General features: G+C 64.8%; 16 protein-coding genes. 5 read left to right on the forward strand and 11 right to left on the reverse strand.

Translation table 11 applies throughout. The annotated features are described in order from the left end of the window. Nucleotides 1–132 precede the first annotated feature (132 nt). The 7 genes from EXZ48_RS01415 to EXZ48_RS01445 form a co-directional block, all read right to left on the reverse strand. The gene (locus EXZ48_RS01415; protein ID WP_050743780.1) at nt 133–1,020 is read right to left on the reverse strand and encodes a transglutaminase family protein; all 888 of its coding nucleotides are present in this window, start codon (nt 1,018–1,020) and stop codon (nt 133–135) included. Between the two features lie 22 nt (nt 1,021–1,042). Next, nucleotides 1,043–3,436, reverse strand: a complete 2,394-nt coding sequence (locus tag EXZ48_RS01420; RefSeq protein WP_130514224.1) for a circularly permuted type 2 ATP-grasp protein — start codon at nt 3,434–3,436, stop codon at nt 1,043–1,045. Nucleotides 3,437–3,479: 43 nt separating this feature from the next. Further along, nucleotides 3,480–6,797 (reverse strand): DUF2126 domain-containing protein, encoded by a 3,318-nt coding sequence (locus EXZ48_RS01425; protein WP_130514085.1) that lies wholly within the window; start codon nt 6,795–6,797, stop codon nt 3,480–3,482. A gap of 101 nt (nt 6,798–6,898) precedes the next feature. Continuing rightward, nucleotides 6,899–9,145, reverse strand: a complete 2,247-nt coding sequence (locus EXZ48_RS01430) for a methyl-accepting chemotaxis protein (RefSeq protein WP_130514086.1) — start codon at nt 9,143–9,145, stop codon at nt 6,899–6,901. 189 nt (nt 9,146–9,334) lie between these two features. Beyond that, the gene (locus EXZ48_RS01435; protein ID WP_023512846.1) at nt 9,335–10,111 is read right to left on the reverse strand and encodes a VOC family protein; all 777 of its coding nucleotides are present in this window, start codon (nt 10,109–10,111) and stop codon (nt 9,335–9,337) included. Between the two features lie 29 nt (nt 10,112–10,140). Further along, nucleotides 10,141–10,875, reverse strand: coding sequence for a thioredoxin family protein (locus tag EXZ48_RS01440; RefSeq protein WP_023512845.1), 735 nt, complete (start codon nt 10,873–10,875; stop codon nt 10,141–10,143). Between the two features lie 81 nt (nt 10,876–10,956). Continuing rightward, nucleotides 10,957–11,418 (reverse strand): MarR family winged helix-turn-helix transcriptional regulator, encoded by a 462-nt coding sequence (locus EXZ48_RS01445; RefSeq protein WP_130514087.1) that lies wholly within the window; start codon nt 11,416–11,418, stop codon nt 10,957–10,959. Between the two features lie 85 nt (nt 11,419–11,503). Here EXZ48_RS01445 and EXZ48_RS01450 point away from each other — a divergent pair, with 85 nt between their 5' ends. Continuing rightward, nucleotides 11,504–11,908, forward strand: coding sequence for a GFA family protein (locus EXZ48_RS01450; RefSeq protein ID WP_130514088.1), 405 nt, complete (start codon nt 11,504–11,506; stop codon nt 11,906–11,908). Nucleotides 11,909–11,953: 45 nt separating this feature from the next. Here EXZ48_RS01450 and ilvD read toward each other — a convergent pair whose 3' ends face one another. Beyond that, nucleotides 11,954–13,789 (reverse strand): dihydroxy-acid dehydratase, encoded by a 1,836-nt coding sequence (gene ilvD / locus EXZ48_RS01455; RefSeq protein ID WP_023516042.1) that lies wholly within the window; start codon nt 13,787–13,789, stop codon nt 11,954–11,956. Between the two features lie 167 nt (nt 13,790–13,956). On the opposite strand from ilvD, the gene EXZ48_RS01460 reads away from it, so the two are divergent. Together EXZ48_RS01460 and EXZ48_RS01465 are read left to right on the forward strand one after the other, a co-directional pair. Continuing rightward, on the forward strand, nt 13,957–15,030 hold the full coding sequence (locus EXZ48_RS01460; RefSeq protein WP_165909256.1) for a GntR family transcriptional regulator: 1,074 nt from the start codon (nt 13,957–13,959) through the stop codon (nt 15,028–15,030). Between the two features lie 10 nt (nt 15,031–15,040). Then, the gene (locus EXZ48_RS01465; protein ID WP_023516040.1) at nt 15,041–15,391 is read left to right on the forward strand and encodes a VOC family protein; all 351 of its coding nucleotides are present in this window, start codon (nt 15,041–15,043) and stop codon (nt 15,389–15,391) included. A 3-nt stretch (nt 15,392–15,394) separates the two neighbouring features. Here EXZ48_RS01465 and EXZ48_RS01470 read toward each other — a convergent pair whose 3' ends face one another. Further along, nucleotides 15,395–16,924, reverse strand: coding sequence for a UxaA family hydrolase (locus tag EXZ48_RS01470; protein WP_130514090.1), 1,530 nt, complete (start codon nt 16,922–16,924; stop codon nt 15,395–15,397). A gap of 163 nt (nt 16,925–17,087) precedes the next feature. On the opposite strand from EXZ48_RS01470, the gene EXZ48_RS01475 reads away from it, so the two are divergent. Then, nucleotides 17,088–17,834 carry a FadR/GntR family transcriptional regulator gene (locus EXZ48_RS01475; RefSeq protein ID WP_130514091.1) on the forward strand — a complete coding sequence of 249 codons (747 nt, stop codon included), beginning with the start codon at nt 17,088–17,090 and terminating at the stop codon, nt 17,832–17,834. 122 nt (nt 17,835–17,956) lie between these two features. Then, nucleotides 17,957–18,094 (forward strand): hypothetical protein, encoded by a 138-nt coding sequence (locus EXZ48_RS34730; protein WP_023516037.1) that lies wholly within the window; start codon nt 17,957–17,959, stop codon nt 18,092–18,094. 20 nt (nt 18,095–18,114) lie between these two features. Here the strand turns inward: EXZ48_RS34730 and EXZ48_RS01480 are convergent, their stop codons facing one another. Next, nucleotides 18,115–19,143, reverse strand: coding sequence for a sensor histidine kinase (locus EXZ48_RS01480; protein ID WP_130514092.1), 1,029 nt, complete (start codon nt 19,141–19,143; stop codon nt 18,115–18,117). Between the two features lie 157 nt (nt 19,144–19,300). Continuing rightward, a complete protein-coding gene (locus tag EXZ48_RS01485) occupies nt 19,301–20,785 on the reverse strand; it encodes a nucleobase:cation symporter-2 family protein (RefSeq protein WP_130514093.1) in 1,485 nt (494 codons plus the stop codon). Nucleotides 20,786–21,035: the final 250 nt, after the last annotated feature.

The following is a 21,035-nucleotide window of genomic DNA, read 5'->3' on the forward strand; positions in this document are numbered from 1 at the left end:
ACCCACCATCTTCATAATGTGGGGGGAAGCTAGCAGCGAAGTGTTATTTAACGGTTCGGGCGCGTGGTATAGTTTTCGTAAAATTGCACAGACCTTGAAAATCCGGCCTTTCCGATTGTTTCCAAACGGGATTTACGCCGTCTGCCGCACCGGAATGACGTCGACCGCCTGGCTCGTCTTGTGCTGGCCGTAGCCCTTGAGCACGCCGATGACCGGGGCGACGTCGGCATAGTCGCGGCCGTAGCCGACGACGATGTGATCGGTCCCGGCGGGGATGTTGTTGGTCGGGTCGAGCTCCATCCAGCCGTTCACCCGGCCGCACCAGTAGCGCACCCAGGCATGCATGGCATCCGCCCCCTCCAGCCGCTCCTTGCCTGGCGGGGGGATGGTGCGCAGGAACCCGCTGACATAGCCGGCGGGAATGCCGAGGCTGCGGAGCGCCACGATCATCACATGGGTGAAGTCCTGGCAGACGCCGCGCTTCAGCTTGAAGGCCTCGCGCGGGGTGGTGTCGACGTTGGTCGCCTTCGGATCGTAGGTGAAATCCTTGTGGATGCGCGCGCAGACGGCCGTGGCGATGGCGCGGATCGTCATGTCGGGTTTGACGATCGAACGGGCGTATTCGGCAATCTCGGGGCAATCCTTCAGCCGCGGGCTCGGGCCGGTATAGTGGTGCGGCGAGCCGGCATCGAGCGACCAGTAGTTGGCGATATCCTCCGGCAGGTCGGCAACGCGTGGGGAAAAGTCGGCGGCCGGTTCCGGCACGTCGACATGCACGCGCGCCTGCATGCGGATATCCAGCCGCTCATGCGCATTGCGAAAGAGGATGGCGCTCATCGGGTTGTCGAAGAAGTCGTTGTGGTCGACCCGTTCGCCGGGGCCGGGTGTTACGCCCACCGTGCCGGCGACCAGCCGCTGGCGCCCGCCGATCGACAGCGGCAGCACTCGCACGATATGCCGGCCGCCGGAAACCGGCGTGTCGTAGAGGTAGCTGATATGGAGGTTGACGTCGTAGAGCATGGTTTCGGCGCCTCCCCCTCGCTCAGCTCAGATAGGTCTTCGCAAGAATGTCGGACAGCTTTTCGAGTTCCGCCTCGAAACGCTTGTACACCGCATCCGTCATGGTTTCCGGCGTCATCACCGCCAGGCCCGCATGCAGGCGCATCGCCTCGCGGTAGAAGGGCGACATCTGACCGTTGGCATAGGCGTTCGGCAGTTGCTCAACTTCGTTCTTGATCTCGTTGAGCTGGTAGAGGATCGAGCGCGGGTTGAGCGGGTCGAGCGCGAGCAGGTCGGTGACCGTCAGGCGAGCGGTCGCGACATTGTAGCGACGGCGGTGGGTCATGACGCTGTCGCCGATCTCCAGGAGCATGTCGAGCGCGCCGTCGGGCGCGTCTTCACCGGACATGTGGCCGAGCAGGCGCGTCATGTGCAGGCCGCGTTCGAGATAGCGGCCGATGGAGAGGAAACGCCAGCCGGTAAAGCGGTACATGTTTTCATGCACGAGACCGGCGAAGCCTGCGAGCTTTCGCAACAGCACGGTCATGGCGCGCGTCGCGTCGTCGCCGGCCTGCACGTTGACGTGGAAGCGGCGCGCCGTCTTGGAAAGGTCGTTCAGCGCCAGCCAGCCATCCGGTGAGAAACGGTCGCGGATGTTGCTGGCGGAGAAGACGGCGCTGTCGATGTTGCGGATGAGGCTCGTCGGCACGGCCTCCGACGTATCGATGTCGAGCGCTTCGAGATAGTCGCTGACGTCCTTCAGCAGCGGTTGTTCCGGATTGGCATATTCGGCGTAGCGGCCGTGCCAGGCGCGCAGGATGCGCAGCGCCCCTTCCGCTCGCTCGATGTAGCGGCCGAGCCAGAAGAGGTTGTCGGCCGCGCGGCTCGGCAGGCTGCCGGGCATGTTGCGGGTAAAAACCTCTTCGGCGGGCAGCAGCGACGTGCGCTCGACGGGTTTCGGGCTGACGATCCAGACGTCCGCCGCCGAACCGCCCTCCTGCATGGCGATGGCCGAGACATTGTCGCCGGCGCCGATGCGGGCGAAACCGCCGGGCATGATCTGCCAGCCGTCGCGCGTGCGGGCGGCGAAGACGCGCAGCGACATCGGCCGCGGCACGAGTTTCCCCTCGACGAAAGCCGGCGTGGTGGAGAGCGTCACGGCCTCTTGACCGACCAGTTTGGCACCGTCGGAGGCCAGCCATTCGGCGATCGATTGTTTCGCGGTGTCGCGCAGCGTCGAGCCGAGCACGGATTGTTCGTTGTCGTCGAAGAACGGCCGCGTGGAATAGGCCGGTCCGATGACCATGCGCTCGATATGAGCCGCGACATGTTCGCGCTCGCTCTTCTGGCCGCACCACCAGGTCGCAACGGAGGGAAGGAGCTGGTCCTCGCCGAGCAGTTGCCGACAGATGTTCGGGAGGAACGCGAGGAAGGCGCGCGTCTCGACGATGCCGGTGCCGAGCGCGTTGACGAAGGTGACGGAGCCGGAGCGCAGCGCCTCGACCATGCCGGGCGTGCCGATATGGGAGTTCTGGTTCAGCTCCAGCGGATCGGCGAAGGAGGCGTCAAGCCGCCGCCACAGCACGCCGATCGGTTTCAGGCCGGCGACGGTGCGCACCATGACCTTGCCGCCGACGACCGTCAGGTCCTCGCCCTCCAGCAGCATGAAGCCGAGATAGCGGGCGATATAGGCGTGTTCGAAATAGGTCTCGTTGGCAAGGCCCGGCGTCAGGACGGCGATGCGGTCCTCGGCCGATTTGTTGGCCTGCAGCGTGTTGCGGAAGGCGCCGAAGAAGCCAGCGAGGCGATGGGCGTGGGTCTCCGCGTAGACATCGGAGAAGGCGCGGGTGGTTGCCACGCGGTTTTCCAGCGCAAAACCGGCGCCGGAGGGAGCCTGCGTGCGGTCGGACAGCACCCACCAGTTGCCGTCAGGCCCGCGGCCGATCTCGAAGGAGACGAAGTGCAGGAAATGCTGGCCGGCAGGATGCACGCCGACGAGCGGGCGCAGGAACTCGCTGTTGGAGGCGACGAGGGCAGGAGGCAGGAGGCCGCTCGCGACAAGCTCGTTCTTGCCGTAGATATCGGCGACGACGGCCTCCAGCAGTTCGGCGCGCTGGATGAGGCCGCGGGAGAGGTTTTCCCACTCCGCTTCATCGATCAGCACGGGAATGTGCGAGAGCGGCCAGGCACGGTCGGTGTTCGCCTCCTTGCCGTAGGCGCGGTAGAAGACGCCGGCATCGCGCAGATACCGGTCGGCGCGGGCGAAGCGGCCGGCAAGGTCGGCCTCGTCCATGCGGCCGAGCGCATTCAGGAAATGCCGCCAGACGGGGCGCACCTTGCCGTCGGTGTCGACCATCTCGTCGGCCACCTCGGGAAGTGGGGCATAGGCGTGAGCCGGCTCTTTCGCCGCACTGGCCGCCCTGCGTTCCGCCCCCATACTCGTGGTCTTCAATCCATTCACTCCTGGAGGAGGCTAAACACTAGATACCGGCGGGCCGGCGCAAATCCAGCGTCAGCGGGAAATCCGCCGGCGGGGTTTCCGGCCACAGCGTATAACCGCCAGCTCTGTGCCCCCAGGGCTCGAACCGCGCCAGCCGGCGCGCCTCGGCCTCGTTGCCGTTGACCGGAAAGGTGTCATAGTTGCGTCCACCCGGATGGGCAACGTGGTAAATGCAGCCTCCGATCGCGCGCCGCGACCATGTATCATAAATGTCGAAAGTAAGCGGTGTATTGACGGGCAGCACAGGATGCAGGCCCGAGGCCGGCTGCCAGGCCTTGTAGCGCACGCCCGCGACGGAAACGCCCTTCGTGCCGGTCGCCTTCAGTGGAACCGGCCGGCCGTTGCAGGCGACGGTGTAGCGCTCCGGATTGGTCGTCTCCAGCCTGACCTGCAAACGTTCCACGGAGGAATCGACATAGCGCACCGTGCCGCCGATCGCGCCCTGTTCGCCCATGACATGCCAGGGTTCGAGCGCCTGGCGCACCTCCAGCTTCGCGCCCTCGTATTCGACCTCGCCGCAGAAGGGGAAGCGGAATTCGAGCTGGGCGGAAAACCATTCGGGGCGAAGGTCGAAGCCGTTCGCCTTGAGGTCGGCGAGCACATCGAGAAAATCCTGCCAGACAAAATGCGGCAGCATGAAACGGTCGTGCAGCGTGGTGCCCCAACGCACGAAACTTCCTTTCGCCGGGGTCAGCCAGAAGCGGGCGATGAGGGCACGGATCAGCAATTGCTGGGCAAGGCTCATGCGGGCGTTCGGCGGCATTTCGAAGCCGCGGAACTCGACGAGGCCGAGGCGGCCGGTCGGTCCATCTGGCGAGAACAGCTTGTCGATGCAGATTTCCGAGCGGTGTGTATTGCCGGTGACGTCGGTCAGGAGGTTGCGGAACAGCCGGTCGACCAGCCAGGGCAGCGGCGGCGCGCCTTCGCCGGGGGCAGGCACCTGGGAAAGCGCGATCTCCAGTTCGTAGAGCGAATCGTGCCGGGCCTCGTCGATGCGCGGGGCCTGGCTGGTCGGGCCGATGAACAGGCCGGAAAACAGGTAGGAGAGCGCGGGGTGGCGTTGCCAGTGCAGCACGAGGCTTTTCAGCAGGTCCGGGCGACGCAGGAACGGGCTGTCGTTCGGGCTCCTGCCGCCGACGACCACATGGTTGCCGCCGCCCGTGCCGGTGTGGCGGCCGTCGATCATGAACTTGTCGGCGCCGAGGCGGGATTGGCGTGCCTCCTCGTAGACGGCGCTGGTGATGTCGACGCAATCCTGCCAGTCGGTGGCGGGGTGGATGTTGACTTCGATCACGCCAGGGTCCGGCGCGACGCGGACGACGTTCAGGCGCTCGTCCTGCGGCGGCGCGTAGCCTTCGATATGCACGGGCAGGCCGAGCCGCTCCGCCGCGCGCTCGGCGGCCGTCACGAGGTCGAGATAGTCCTCGACCCGTTCGACCGGCGGCATGAAGATCGAGAGCCGGCCGTCGCGTGCCTCGACGCTCATCGCCGTGCGCACCGCGCCGACGATTTCGCTGCGCACCTGCTCGATGCGGTCCTGGCCGGTTTCGCTCGCCTGGAACGAGGCCTCGGCCATGGCGCGGCCGGGTTTGGAAAAATCCGGCAGCGGCGGCTTGTCCTCGGAGGGATCGGCCGGGTTGATATAGGGATAGCTGGAAGGAGAGAGGTAGGGCAGGGCGCCGAGGGGCAGGCGGTAGCCGACGGGGCTGTCGCCGGGAACGAGAAAGATCCTGCCGCGGCGCGTGCGCCATTTTTCGCTGATCCAGCGCCGGCCGGTGGCGCGGGCGTTCCAGGCCTGGATCGGCAGGATATGGCCGGTCGGCGTGGTGAGGCCGCGCTCGAAGACGCGGGCGATACGGCTGCGCTCTTCCGGATCTTCCAGCTTGGAGTTCGACGGATCGACATTTTCGGGAAGATTGCCTTCCTTGATGATCCACTCGGCGGGGTCCTCGTAGGCCGGCTGCACCATGTCGGGCTCGACGCCGAGCTCCTCGGCAATGCCGGTGAGCACGGCCCTGGCATCGGCCTCGCCGACGTCCGCATCGCTGCCCTCTTCGGCGATGAGATCGGGGTTTTGCCAGATCGGCTTGCCGTCGCGCCGCCAGTAAAGCGAAAAGGTCCAGCGCGGCAGGCTTTCGCCGGGATACCACTTGCCCTGGCCGTAATGCAGGAAGCCGCCGGGCGCGAATTTTTCGCGCAGCCGGCGGATCAGCGTGTCGGCCTTCTCGCGCTTGGTCGGGCCGACGGCGGCGGTGTTCCATTCGTCGGATTCGAAATCGTCGATGGAGACGAAGGTCGGCTCGCCGCCCATGGTGAGGCGCACGTCATTGGCGGTGAGCACGCTATCGACCTCGCGGCCGAGCGCGTTCAGCGCGTCCCAGCTCTCGTCGGAAAACGGCTTTGTAATGCGCGGGTGCTCGGCGACGCGCTTCACCGTCATGGCGAAGTCGAATTCGGTGTTCGCCTCGCCGAAATAGCCGCCGGATATCGGCGCGGCGTTGCGGTAGTGTGGCGTGGCGGCGAGCGGGATGTGGCTTTCGCCGGTGAGGAGACCGGAGGTCGGGTCGAGACCGATCCAGCCGGCGCCGGGTAGATAGACCTCGCACCAGGCATGCAGGTCCGTGAAATCGACGTCGGTGCCCGAGGGGCCGTCGAGCGCCTTCAGGTCCGGTGTGAGCTGGATGAGGTAGCCGGAGACGAAGCGGGCGGCAAAACCGAGGTTGCGCAGGATCTGCACCAGCAGCCAGCTCGAATCGCGGCAGGAACCGCGGGCAACCGTCAGCGTCTCCTCCGGCGCCTGCACGCCGGGCTCCATGCGGATGACGTAGCCGATCTCCTGCTGCAGCCGCGCATTGAGGCCGACAACCATGTCGACGGTGCGCTGGCGCGAGCGGTCGATCGTCTTCAGGAAGTCTTCGAGCGCCGGGGTCAGCGGCTCGGGCGTGCGATAGATATTCAGGTCTTCGCTGAGGTCCTCCGGATAATCGAAGGGCCAGTGTTCGGCCTCCTCCTCCACGAAGAAGTCGAAGGGATTGTAGACCGTCATGTCGGCAATGAGATCGACCTCGATCTTCAGCTCCGTCACCGGATCGGGGAAGACGTAGCGGGCGAGGTAGTTGCTGTAGGGATCCTGCTGGAGGTTTACGAAATGGTTTTCCGGCGAAACCTTCAGCGAGTGGCTGATGACCTTGGTTCTGGAATGCGCCGCCGGCTTCAGCCGGATGATCTGGGGTCCAAGGCGGACCGGCTTGTCGTAGATATAGTGGGTGAGGTGGTAGATACCGGCCTTGATCGACATGCGCGCTTTGATCCCCTCGGACGGTCTTCTGCCGTCATCGAGGGGAGTTTGTGCAATGCGAAGAAAGATTGCAAGCGCGATCGCCGCGCGCTTTCAAAGGATTACGCGATGCGCCGGAGCATGGGGCGCGCCGCCGGTGCCTCATGCGGGATTTCGAACTGGCCGACGAGACGGGCGAGCATCGCCGACTCGTCCGAAAGACGGTGCGTGACGGCGCTGCTTTCCTCGACCATCGCGGCGTTCTGCTGCGTGACCGTATCGAGCTGGCGGATCGTCGTGTTGATCTCGTGGATGCCGGCGGACTGGTCGCGCGCGGCCCGGGCGATTTCCTTGATCTCGGCGTCGATGGCATGGACCTTGCCGGCAATATCGCGCAGCACGCTGCCGGTCTCGCGCACGAGGCCCGCCCCGCGCGCCACCTCGCCGGCGGACTTGGTGATCAGCGCCTTCACCTCGCGCGCGGCGCTTGCCGTGCGCTGGGCAAGTTCGCGCACCTCCTGGGCGACGACGGCGAAACCCTTGCCGGCCTCCCCGGCCCGCGCGGCCTCGACGCCGGCATTCAACGCCAGAAGGTTGGTCTGGAAGGCGATATCGTCGATGACGCCGATGATGTTGCCGATTTCGCGCGAGGAGGTCTCGATCTTGCCGATGGCGCCGACGACATTGTCGACGACCTGTTCGGAAGCGGCGGAGCTTTTCTTGGTATCGGAGGCGAGGCGCTCGGCGACCGTCGTGCGCTCGGCGGCCGATTGCACGGCCTGGGTCATCTCGGCAAGCGCCGTCGCGGCCTCGCCGAGCGAGGCGGCCTGGCGCTCGGTGCGGCTGGAAAGCTGCACGAGTGCCTCCTGCATTTCGCCGGAATCGTCGCGGATGCGGTGGGTGTTGATGCGCACCGTCGTCATGGCTTCGGCGAGGCGTTCGACGGAGACGTTGTAGTCCGTGCGGATGCGATCGAGCGCGGCAATGAAGGGCGTGTCGATCTGCCGGGTGAGGTCGCCGCTTGCGAGGTGTTGCAGCGCTTCGGCAAGGTGCTGGACGGCGGCTTCCGTCTCTGCGTCCTCGGCCGCTTTGGCGGCATCGCGGGCGGCACGTTCGCTTTCGGCGTCTTCGCGCATCGTCGCCGTTTCCCGTTGCAGACGTTCCTTTTCGATTGCCGCGTCGCGGAAGACGACGACGGAGCGGGCCATGTCGCCGATTTCGTCGCGACGCTCCTGGCCGTTGCAGGCGATGGTGGTGTCGCCGGCGGCAAGGCGCCCCATGTCGGAGACGAGGGCGGTGATCGGGCGCGAGAGGCGGCTGGCGAAGAGGAAGCCGACGGCGGCGGTGACGAGGAGCACGCCGAGCGAGATCAGCAGGGTCCAGTTGATGAGGCGATTGAGGCCGGCGAAAACCTCGCTGGAGGCCATGACGGCGGCGACCGTCCAGGTGTGGCCGAGGAAATCGAAGCGCGCGGCGGCAAGTTTTGCCTCGCGGCCGCGATGATCGGGAAGGGTCGCCTTGGCGATATCAGTACCGTCCGCGGCAGTCAGCAGGTCCGGTGCGATGCGCATGGCGAATATGTCGGCATCAGCCCCATGCGCGGGGCGGGTGAGGAGGGTGCCTTCGGCGTTCAGCAGCATGGCCTCGCCGGTTTCGCCAAGGCCGACCGGATTGTTCAGCCTGGCAGTGATGCGCTCGCTCGGCAGTGCGACGACGAGTACGCCGATCTTGCCGGCGACGGAGGAGACGGGTGCGGCGAGGAAGGCCATGGCGCGGCCGGCGGGGGCGTAGGCCTCGAAATCCCCGAAGGACACGATGGCCGTGTCCGTACCTGGTGCCGCCTCCGCGAAAACCCTGGCGAGGCCGGTGTCCTTGAGCGTTGCGCCGCTCAAGACATTGCCGCCGAAATCGCCGTGTTTCTTCAGTGAATAGACGACGTCGCCGCTGAGGTTGACCAGCAGCATGTCGTCAAAACCCTGTGCCTCGGCGTTGCGCTGGAAGAAGCCGTGGTAGCGGCCGTGCAACTGGTCGAATTTATCGACCTCGGCGGATTTCAGGTCGGCCTTGCCGCCGTAACGGCGTTGCAGCTCACCCGTGCGGTCGCCCTCGATGGCGCCTAGTGCGCCGGAAAAATCGTCGAGCGCCTTGGCGATCACCTTCTGGCCGGCAAGATCGCGCGTCTCCTTGACGACCGATTGCAGATATTGCGCCAGCTCGTTGCGCCGTCCGTCGGCCAACGTTTCGAGTTTTGTCATGGCGGCCGCGGTCGATTGGCTGGCGCTCAGCGTGAGGCTTGCGATGCTGGTCGCGGAAATGGCGATAACAGCCAGCAGCAGGGCTGCAAGCGAAAGCTTGATGGAAAGACGCATGGGATGATTTCTGAAAAAGATACGCAGCTACAGATCATGCCGGCGTCGGCGGTCAGAAGGCGCATCCTGCAGCCGGAGCCTGTCCGGTTCTGACGGTTTATTCATACCGTCTCGTCATGACGGCTCCATGACTGTTTCATGAAGGCTGTGGAAAGGCAGGGCGGCTGGGCCGCCCCGCGCAGTCGAGGCTCACCGGCTCGTCGCGACGAGCGAGAAATATGCGCCCTGCGGATCGACACAGTTGAGGATCCAGGCGCCGCCGGGCACTTCCATCGGCCCCATAACCACCTGGCCGCCGCCGTCCGTCACGCGTTTTCCGGCCGCGTCGAGGCCTTCGACCACGAAGTAATAGCTCCAGAAAGGCGGCATGGGCGTGCCGGGCGGGTTGGTCATCATGCCGCCGATGGCATTGCCGCCGCGCACGGCAAAGGTCTGGTAGGTGCCCATGCCGGCATCCGACATGTCGACGGCCATGTCCTTCGTCCAGCCGAAGGTTTTCGAATAGAAGTCCCAGGCGCCGTCGAGTTCGCCGGCCATCAGCTCGTTCCAGCCGATATGGCCGGGCGTCATCATTTCCGGCCGGTCGGGGCTTTCGTCCTCGGTGGAGAAGAGCGAGAAGACGGCGCCGTGCGGATCGGCGACGACGGCAAAGCGGCCGACGCCGGGAATATCCTGCGGCTGGCGGTGGGTTTTTCCGCCATTCCTCTCGATGTCGCCAAGGGTCTCCTCGAGCGTGTCGGTGAAGATGTAGCCCATCCACATCGGCGGCATGCCCTCGGCTTCCTTGGGCAGTTCCATCAGCCCGGCCACCTGTGTTTCACCGGCATAGGCGAGGGTGTAGTTCATGCCCTCCATGCCGGAATCGCGCGTCGACCAGCCGACGACCGAGGCGTAGAACCGCTCGGCGGCGGGCACGTCGGGCGTCATCAATTCGTACCAGCAGAATGTGCCATAATCCTTGTGCATGCGGTTCTCCATTTTCTTGATGGACGGACTCAGTCGCAGCAGGATCGCGCTTTGGGCGCATCCGCATACTCATCCTTGCGCTTGACGAAGCTGAGCGTGCCGGTCTCGTTTCGGCCCTTTGGCGCACGGTCGAGGATCATCAAGGTGCCGAGCGCCTCCTCGCCGCCACGGGCATAGTCGGAATAGGTGTGGTAGACGGTGCCGCCCTCGTCCTTGAAAAAGGCGCTGAGGCCGGGAAGCTCGTCATGCGCATCGGCGGCGTTCGTCTCGCGGTAATTGTACATGACCTTGCCGCTCGCCAGCTCCTCCTTGGTGAAGGAGACATGGTAGTCGAAGTTGAAGTCGCTGCCAAAGGCGGAAACCCACGGGAATGTCCAATTCATGCGCTTCCTGTAGGCGGTGAGTTTTTCGAGCGGTGCGCGGGAGACGGCGATCATCGTGACGTCGTGGTTGTTGAGATGCGGCAGCATGCCGTCGATATGGTCGGCCATGAAGGAACAGCCGGGACAGCCGGCCTCCCAATCAGGACCATACATGAAGTGGTAGACGATGAGCTGGCTGCGGCCATCGAACAGGTCGGCCAGGGTCTTGCGGCCATCGGGTGTCTCAAAAGTATAGATCTTCTCGACTTTGACCCAGGGAAGCGAGAGGCGTTCGGCGCGCACCTTGTCGCGCAGCTTTGTCTCCTCCTTCTCCAGCACCAGCAACGCCTTTCGCGCTGCCAGCCATTCATTTTCGGATACGATCTCGTGGTGCGGTCTCATGCTCGGAACTCCTCTTTCACGGGCTTTCGACAAATAAGTTGATATCAACATTATTCGACCGTGTCAAAGCGACGCCCGGTCTCAGTCGTCGGGCACGGTCTGCTTCTCGACGGCCTGTAACGCTGCGGCGATGGTTCTGGTTGCCGCCTGAATGTCTTTTTCGCCGAGCAGGTCGCCGAGCGCATTGGCCCAAACTGCCTGCCGCGCCCTTATGGCCGTCAGCGCCGCCACGCCGTCATCCGTCAGCACCATCAGCTTGGCGCGCTGGTGGGCGGGGTTCTCGGCATAGGCGACGAGGCCGTCCTTCTCGAGGAGATCGGCGACGCGCTGAACGCCTTGCCGCGTCATGCCAAGCGCCCGGCCGGCATCGGCGACGGACATGGGCGCATGGGCGGCGGCGGCGAGCACCTGCCAGCGGGCGCTGGTCTGGCCGGCGGGTTTGGCCAGCGCGTCGCCCGCCGTCTGCAAATGCCCGGCGAGGCGCAGGACCGAGATGGCAAAGGTGGCGAAGGCATCGCCGGCGGGAGTGCGGTCAGAGCTCATATTGACAACATGCTGTCATTTTGCGAAGGTGGTTTTGACAGCATGTTGTCATTTTAGTCGGGTCGGTGCAAGCGAGGAGAACGTGATGTTGAAGACCTACAAGGGAAGCTGCCATTGCGGAAAAATCCGCTATGAGGCCGATATTGACCTCTCCGCGGGGACGGGCCGCTGCAATTGCTCGATCTGCTCGAAGAAGCGCTATTGGGGTGCCCAGATCAAGCCGGATGCCTTTCGCCTGCAATGCGACGAGGCTGACCTTTCCGACTACCAGTTCGGCACGATGAGCGGCCACCACCGCTTCTGCAAGACCTGCGGCGTCTCGTCCTTCGGCCACGGTTATGTCGAAGCGATCGGCGGGGAGTATGTCTCGATCAATGTCGCCTGCCTCGATGGTATCGAGGACAGCGAACTGGCAGCGCTGCCGATCCAGTATTTTGACGGCCGCAACAATGCCTGGTGGAATACGCCGGCCGAGACGCGCCACCTCTGAGCAAACAGCCGGGCGCGAAACAGGATGTTCGCGCCCGGTCGAAGCTTATTCCGGCAGGATGCGCACGGCGCCCTTGTCGGCGCTGGCGGCGAAGGCGGCATAGGCCTTGAGCGCCGTCGTGACATTGCGCTTGCGCGGCGCGGCCGGCTTCCAGCCGAGCTTGTCCTGTTCGGTACGGCGGGCGGCGAGTTCTTCTTCCGGGACCGCAAGGTTGATCGTGCGGTTGGGGATGTCGATCTCGATGAGATCGCCCTGGCGCACGAGGCCGATCGCGCCGCCCTGGGCGGCCTCGGGCGAGGCATGGCCGATCGAAAGGCCGGACGTGCCGCCGGAGAAGCGGCCGTCGGTGATCAGCGCGCAGGCCTTTCCAAGACCCTTCGACTTCAGGTAGCTCGTCGGATAGAGCATTTCCTGCATGCCCGGGCCGCCCTTCGGGCCCTCATAGCGGATGACGACGACGTCGCCGGCCTTCACCTCGCCGCTGAGAATGCCCTTGACGGCTGCATCCTGGCTTTCGAAGACGACAGCCGGGCCGGAGAATTTCAGGATCGATTCATCGACGCCGGCGGTCTTCACGATGCAGCCGTCGAGCGCGATATTACCGGAGAGGACGGCAAGGCCGCCATCCTTGGAGAAGGGATGCTCGACGGAGCGGATGACACCCGTTTCCCCGTCGGTGTCGAGTTCGTCCCAGCGTGCTTCCTGGCTGAAGGCGACCTGCGTCGGGATGCCGCCCGGTGCGGCGCGGAAGAAGGTGCGCACAGTCTCGCTGCTGGTGCGGGTGATGTCCCAGCGGTCGATGGCGTGACCGAGGGTTTCGGAATGCACGGTCGGCGTGTCGCGATGGATGAGACCGCCGCGGTCGAGCTCGCCGAGGATGCGCATGATGCCGCCGGCGCGGTGCACGTCTTCCATGTGCACGTCCTGCTTGGCGGGCGCGACCTTGGAGAGGCATGGGACGCGACGCGACAGTGCGTCGATGTCGTCGAGGTCGAAGTCGATGCCGCCTTCATAGGCGGCCGCCAGAATGTGCAGCACGGTATTGGTCGAGCCGCCCATGGCAACGTCGAGCGACATGGCGTTCTCGAACGCTTTCTTGTTGGCGACCGAGCGCGGCAGGATGCTCTCGTCTTCCTGCTCGTAGTAGCGGCGGGCGAGGTCGACGATCAGGTGGCCCGCCTCGACGAAGAGGCGCTTGCGGTCGGCATGGGTCGCGAGCGTGGAGCCGTTACCCGGCAGTGACAGGCCGAGGGCTTCGGTCAGACAGTTCATCGAATTGGCCGTGAACATGCCGGAGCAGGAGCCGCAGGTCGGGCAGGCGGAGCGCTCGATGACCTTGACGTCCTCGTCGGAAATCGTGTCGTCGGCGGCGGCGACCATGGCGTCGACGAGGTCGAGCGCGTGGGTCTTGCCGTGCAGCACGACCTTGCCGGCCTCCATCGGGCCGCCGGAGACGAAGACCGCGGGGATGTTGAGGCGCATCGCGGCATTCAGCATGCCGGGCGTGATCTTGTCGCAGTTGGAGATGCAGACCATGGCGTCGGCGCAATGCGCGTTGACCATGTATTCGACCGAGTCGGCGATGATCTCGCGCGACGGCAGCGAATAGAGCATGCCGTCATGGCCCATGGCGATGCCGTCGTCGACGGCGATCGTGTTGAATTCCTTGGCGACGCCGCCAGCCTTCTCGATTTCGCGCGCGACGAGCTGGCCGAGGTCCTTCAGATGGACGTGGCCGGGCACGAATTGGGTAAAGGAGTTCACCACCGCGATAATCGGCTTGCCGAAGTCCGAATCCTTCATGCCGGTTGCGCGCCAGAGGCCGCGGGCACCGGCCATGTTGCGGCCGTGGGTGGTGGTTCGGGAGCGATATGCGGGCATGGTCAATTCCTCGAGTGGACGCGGCTGACATATGGGCTTTTTCGGGCCGCATTGCGAGCCTCAGCAGGGTTCCCTAGCGCAAAATGCCCCGCGCGTCACGAAAGGAATGGAGATTTTTCGCCGGTGCGACGCAATTTCCTTGCCGGGAGTCATGGCAGACATGACCGTTGTCGGCACGGTACATTCATGCGATGGTCCGCGCCATGATCGGCACGGGGCAGGCTTTGGCGGAAACGGGTGTGGAAAGCGCCGAAGGGGCGCTCGACAAGAGCCCGCTCTATCTGCGTATCCGCGAGGTGCTTGCCGAGGCGATTGCTTCCGGGCGGCTGCCGAAGGGCGCCCTGCTGCTTGAAGGGCCGGTCGCGACCCTCTTCGCCTCCACCCGTACGCCGGTGCGCCAGGCTTTCGCGCTTCTGGAGGCGGCGGGGCAGATCCGGCGGTTCGATGGGCGCGGTTTTCTGGTGGGGCAGGGGCGCGGCGGGCCGAAGCGGGCGGTGCTGACCGCCGAGATGCTCGGCCTCGACGAGGAGGCGCCGGCCTTGCGCAAGGCACCGGCCTGGGAGGCGATCTACGAGAGCCTGGAGCGCGAGATGGTGCATCTGTCCGTCTTCGGCCGCCACCGCATCAACGAGGTGGAGCTGGCCCGTGCGCGCGGCGTCGGCCGGCAGGTCGCGCGTGATGCGCTGACCCGGCTGGAAGCACTCGGCATCACGGAAAAAGACGAGCGCATGCGCTGGACGCTGGTGCCGCTCGACGAGCAACGCATGCGCGACCTGCACGATATCCGCGTCGCGCTGGAGCCGCTGGCGCTGAGCCAGGCTGCGCCCTTCATCCCGCCCGCGGAGCGCGGTGCGATGACGCAGCGACTGGAAGAGGCGCTGGCCGTCTATCCGGATCTCTCCGTCGAAGCGATGGACGGCCTTGAGACCGACCTGCACATCACCTGCCTTGGCTATTGCCCGAACCGCGAATTGCTGATCGCGCTGCGCCGTGCCCGTTTCATGCTGAATGTCAGCAAGCACATTATCGGCGTTTCGCACCGGATGCCGGCCGACGAGCCCTTCATAGCGGAGCATCTTGCGGTGTTCCGTGCGCTCGACGTCGACGACAGGGCGCGTGCGGCCGAAACGCTCCGCCATCACATCACGGTCTCGCTGCCCAAGGTGATCGGCCGCGTCGCGGAGCTGCGTGCGGCGCACCGGCCGGACATGCCTGCCTACGCGACGCCCGTCGCTCGGTGAGGAGGAAAGGATGACGGTCAGGCGCATCGTCGCGAATATCGAAACGGCCGATCCGGCGGGCGTGGCCGCTTTTTATCGCGGGATACTCGGGCTGGAGCTGCTGATGGACCACGGCTGGATCGTCACCTACGGCACGCAGGATCGTATGCCATTACAGGTGAGCTTTGCCTCCGAGGGCGGTTCCGGCACGCCGGTGCCGGGTCTTTCGGTCGAGGTGGACGATCTCGATGCCGTCTATGCAGCGGTCCTTGAGGGCGGTTACATCGTCGAATACGGACCGGCGGACGAGCCTTGGGGTGTGCGACGGTTCTTCGTGCGCGATCCTGCGGGCACACTCGTCAACATCGTCATGCACCTCTGACGGTCAGGTGATCGCGCCGACCTGCCAGGGCACGAATTCGTTGTCGCCGTAGTCGAACGCTTCGCTCGCCGTCTTGCGGCCGGAGGCGGTTTCGATGACGAATTCGAAGATGCGGCGGCCGGCCTCCTCGATCGTCTCAGTGCCGTCGACGATCGTGCCGCAATTGATATCCATGTCCTCCTTGATGTGTTCGTACATCGGCGTGTTGGTGGCGATCTTGATGCACGGCGCCGGCTTGTAGCCGGAGACCGAGCCGCGACCGGTGGTGAACGCGACAAGATTGCAGCCGCCGGCGATCTGGCCGGTCACGGCCGCCGGGTCGTAGCCGGGCGTGTCCATGAAGACGAAGCCCGGCTCCGTCACCTCCTCGGCATATTCATAGACGGCGTTGAGCGGCATCGAGCCGCCCTTGGCGACCGCGCCGAGCGATTTTTCCAGAATGGTGGTGAGGCCGCCGGCCTTGTTGCCGTGCGAGGGGTTGTTGTTGAGTTCGGCGTCGTTCTTTGCCGTGTAGTCTCGCCACCAGTCGATGCGGGCCAGCAGTTTTTCCGCCACTTCAGGCCGGGCGGCGCGGCGGGTCAAGAGATGTTCCGCGCCATAGATTTCCGGCGTTTCCGACAGCACCGTCGTCGCACCCTCCTTGACCAGGAGATCCGAGGCGATGCCGAGGGCCGGATTGGCGGAGATGCCGGAATAGCCGTCCGACCCGCCGCATTCGAGGGCCAGCTTGATGCCCGACAAGGGCTGTGGCGTGCGGCGGATGCGGCCGACATCCGGCAGCATGTCGTCGATCATCTCGCAAGCCGCCTCGATCGTCTTGCGCGTGCCACCCTGGTTCTGGATCATCATGGTGCGGAAGGTTTTCCCCTCCTCCAGCCCGGCCTCCTCGACCAGCGGGCCGTACTGAAAGGTCTCGCAGCCGAGGCCGATCATCAGGATGCCGCCGAAGTTCGGGTTGCGCGCATAGCCCTTGAAGGTGCGGGTGAGAATGCGTCCGCCCTCGGACTTGAGGTTCAGCGCGCAGCCGCCGCCATAGGTCAGCGCCACCACGCCGTCGATATTGTCATGGCCGGTCTCGCGGAACTTGCGGGCATAATGCTCCGCCACATAGCGCGAGACCGTGGCGGAACAGTTCACGGTCGAGAGGATGCCGATGTAGTTGCGCGTGCCGATGCGGCCGTTGCCGCGATCGTAGCCATCGAACGTGCGACGCTCAGCCGCCGGCACCATTGCCGGGAGCGCATTGTCGACGCAGAATTCGTGTTTCAGCGCCACGTCGAGAATGGCAAGGTTCTGCAGGTGAACGTGTTCTCCGGGGCGGATTGCCCGTGTCGCATATCCGATGATCTGGCCGTATTTCCGCACCGGTTCGTTTTCCGCGATCGGTGCGATTGCCACCTTGTGTCCGCGCGGTATGCGCTCGATGGCGGAAACGCCGTTCACCAGCATGCGGCCGGCGTCGACATTGGCAGGAACGACCCCGACATTGTCTTTCGGGTTGAGGACGAGCACGGGGGGGATGTCGGCGAGCATGGCGGCTCCTGCTGTTGAGGTCGGCGCATTATGCACTTTGTCAGCAAAAGTCAATATTGCGAATTGCCTGTGCTCCGCAACAGGTGGTAATGGCCCTGGCCGTCAATTTGTCGTATGATTGCTTCCGATTTGTATGATCAATGATTGAACTGGTGGGGGCAACGTGGCGGAGAAGCTCGCAAGGCAGGCGCATCGGCCGTCATCGCGCCGACCCCGGGTGCGTCATAACGTGACCGCGGCGATCGGGGGCGATATCTGCGGCGGGCGTTTTCCGCCCGGCGGGGCTCTGCCGCGGGAAAGCGACCTGTGCGAAAGCTATGGCGTCAGCCGCACCGTCATCCGTGAATCGCTGAAGGTGCTGGAGACGAAGGGGCTCGTGCGAGGCCGGCCGAGGGTCGGCACGCTGGTCTGCGACCGTTCGGAGTGGAACGTGCTCGACGCGCAAATCCTGGAATGGATGGGCCCGGACGTGCTCTCGGCCGAGCTTCTCGGCTCCATCCTCGAAGCACGACGCACCGTCGAGCCGGCTGCCGCCTTCCTCGCGGCCGCCCGCGCGACGGCGCAGGAGATTGCCGACCTCGAGTGCGCCTGTGACGACATGAGCTATGCCGAAGGCGACCTAGAAGCCTTCACCGCCGCCGATACACGTTTCCACGAGACGCTGCTGAAAGCGAGTCACAACCAGGTTTTCCACCAGTTGTCCTCGATCATCCACGCTGCCCTTTCCTACGCGTTGCACGCCTCCAACCGGGCGACGGAGCGTCATGACGAAGCGCTCGGCGTGCATCGGGCGCTGGTCGATGCGCTGCGTTTGCGGGATGGTGCGCGCGCGGAGGCCTGCTCGCGCCATATTCTCGATCTCGCCGCGCGAGATATCTCCGGCCTGATGGGGCGCACCGAGGTGCCATGACGAAGCTGGCGGGTGTGGCATCCCGGGCTTGACGATGAACGCACGGGATATGAAGGCGGCGGCGGTGGACGCAAGCCTTCGTCATGCCTATGTCATACGGGCATACCGCAAAGGAGAGATTCATGCGCCCTATCACCGGTTTCGTCGTCGCCGCACTTACGGTCCTGTCGCTGGCAGGATGCAGCACGACCGCTGCGAACAACACGACCTACGCTCGCCCGGCGGCTTCGGGCGGCGGCCTTTCGATCCCTCTGAATTGATGGGATGCCGGTGATCGCCCTCAGGCGTTTCGGAGCGGCAAGGTGATGGTGGCCCGGTAGCGGCCGCCATCCACCGGACCTGACGAGAAACGCCACCGGTTGCCGAAGCGGGCCTGCAGCCGCTCCCGGATGTTGCGAAGGCCTATGCCCATTCCAGGCGGCTTTCTGCCCATGTCCTCAGTTGGAAGGTCGTTCTCGACACTCAGCACGAGATGATCCCCCTCCCGTTTCGCCTCAAGCACGATCGCGACGTGTTTTCGCGACGGGCCGACGCCATGTTTGACGGCGTTCTCGATCAGCGGCTGGAGAATGAGATTGGGGACCATCACCCCTTCCAGTTCGGCCGGCAGACGGATATCGAAGGCCATGCGGTCTGCGAAGCGCTCATGCTCGATTTCGAGGTAGTCGCGCTGCAGGGCGATTTCCTCGGCCAACGGGACATCGTGGAGCGGGTCGAGCGAAAGCGTCTTCTGGAGAAAGCGCGAAAGCGACAGGACCATGCGGTCAGCCCGCCCCGCCGATCCCTCCTCGATGAGGCCGGCGATGGAGTTCAGGGTATTGAAAAGAAAATGCGGGTTGAGTTCGTAGCGCAGCGCCCGCATCTCCGCGTCCAGCTTGCGGCGCTGCGCATTGAGCAGGGAGAGCGCCGCCACATAGAAGCCGAAGACAATGCCGTTCCAGATCAGGCTGAAGCGGAACTGCAGGAGAGCCTTCTCCCAGGTATTGGCGATGGCGAAGCCCGGCACGCTCTGGCCGCCGGGCAAGGCGTGCGGGCCGACCGTCATGATGACGGTGATGTCGAACACCGCCTGGGTGGTCGCGGCGGCGAACACGCAAAGCGTGCCGAAACCTATCGCCTGGACCTTCGACAGATTTTGAAGGCGCTGCAACACCCTTGCGAGAAGCAGCGCGAGCAGGATGCTGCTCAGCCAACCCGGTGCGATGATGGGCAGGCCGCCGGGCAACATGAGAATGTCGTTGATCGATAGCGCCGTCCACAGGGTGACGGCCAACACGAGCGCTTCGCGTCCATTCAGCATGCCGGCCATGAATACTCCTCGAAACCGCCTTTCCCGGAGGCGGTTGTCCGCCACGCCCTCAGCTATGCCTTGGAAGTGGACTCAGGAGAATGCCGCGTGCTCCCTTGTTCACGGAAAAACCCGGCTTGCGCAGAGGCAAGCCGGGTTTGAGGTGAGCGAGTGGCCTTTAATGCGAGTCGGCCATGCGGGCGGCCTCGACGGCATCGGACTGCTCGAAGCGTACGCCGTTGAAGAAGGCGTTCAGCAGCACGGCGACGATGGAGGCGAGCACGATGCCCGATTCGATGATGGGATGGATCGCATGCGGCATCCACATCAGGTAGTTCGGGGCCAGCAGCGGGATCAGGCCGAAGCCGACCGAGACCGCAACCACGAAGAGGTTGTTGCGCGAGGACTTGAAGTCCACCGTCGTGAGGATGCGCACGCCCGTCGCGGCCACCATGCCGAACATCACGAGGCCGGCACCGCCGAGAACGAAGGTCGGCACGGCCTCGACGAGGGCACCCATCTTCGGGATGAGGCCGAGGATGATCATGATGATGCCGCCGGCGACGCAGACATAGCGGCTCTTCACGCCGGTGACGCCGACGAGGCCGACATTCTGCGAGAAGCTGGTATAGGGGAAGGTGTTGAACAGGCCGCCGATCATCGTGCCGATACCATCGACACGCAGACCTGCGGTCAGCTTCTGCTGGGAAACCGGCTTTTCGGTGATTTCGCCCAATGCCAGGAACATGCCGGTCGATTCGATCATGACGACGATCATGACGAGCGTCATGGTGGCGATCAGCACGGGATCGAAGATCGGCATGCCGAAGCGCAGCGGCGTGACGACGGCGAACCAGCCGGCATCGGCGACGCGGTCGAAATGCATCATGCCGAGGATGGAGGCAGCAACGCAGCCGATGACGACGCCGCTGAGGACCGCGATGTTGCTGATGAGGCCGCGGCCGAAGCGAGCGATGGCGAGGATCGAGACGAGCACCAGTGCCGACAGCGCGATATGGCTCGGCTCGGCATAGACCGGGTTGGACACGGTCGGTGCGATCGCAAAACCGCTGGGCACGGCAGGGCTGCCACTTTCGGCGAGCGTCTTCATCTGGGCGAGCCATTCGGCATGCGCCGGGTCGATCAGCTTGGGCGCGGTCGGGCCGAAGGGGTTGCCGAACGTCCAGTTGATGCCGACGCGCATCAGCGACACGCCGATGACGAGGATGATGGTGCCTGTCACGACGGGCGGGAAGAAGCGCAGCAACCGGCCCATGATGGGGGCGATCAGCAGCGCAATGAAGCCGGCACCTATGATGGCGCCGAAGATCATGCGGGCACCCTCCGTTCCCGGCGTCATCGTTGCCATGGAGACCATCGGGCCGACGGAAGCGAAGGTCACGCCCATCATGACGGGCAGACGGATGCCGACATGCCGGCCAAAGCCGAGCGACTGGATGATGGTGACGAGGCCGCAGACGAAGAGGTCGGCAGAAATCAGGAACGCCACGTCCTGGGGGCTGAGCTGCAGGGCGCGCCCGACGATGAGCGGCACGGCGACGGCGCCGCCATACATGACGAGTACGTGTTGGATGCCCAGCGTCGCGAGCCTGCCTGCGGGCAGTTTCTCGTCCACCGGGTGTATGCTGGATGCGTCGCTCATGGATACTCCTCCGATCACGTCGACTTTTCGAATGCCCGTCCTCCAACGGGGTGCGCCATCTTTGGTAGAGGGGTAGACGGCCGCAAGCATAGCCAGGCGATAAACACTTTACGGTTTCCTGGGGTAATCGAGTGGTGGAGTATGCGCGCCGCGTGCCGCCGACCTGCCGGATTCGGGTGTAATTTCACCTGCTTGGCGCTGGTCCGCAGTGCGATATGCGGCTGGACGTGCCACCCATATGACCGCAAAA

The sequence above is a fragment of the Shinella sp. JR1-6 genome (assembly GCF_004284735.1).
GTDB lineage: Bacteria > Pseudomonadota > Alphaproteobacteria > Rhizobiales > Rhizobiaceae > Shinella.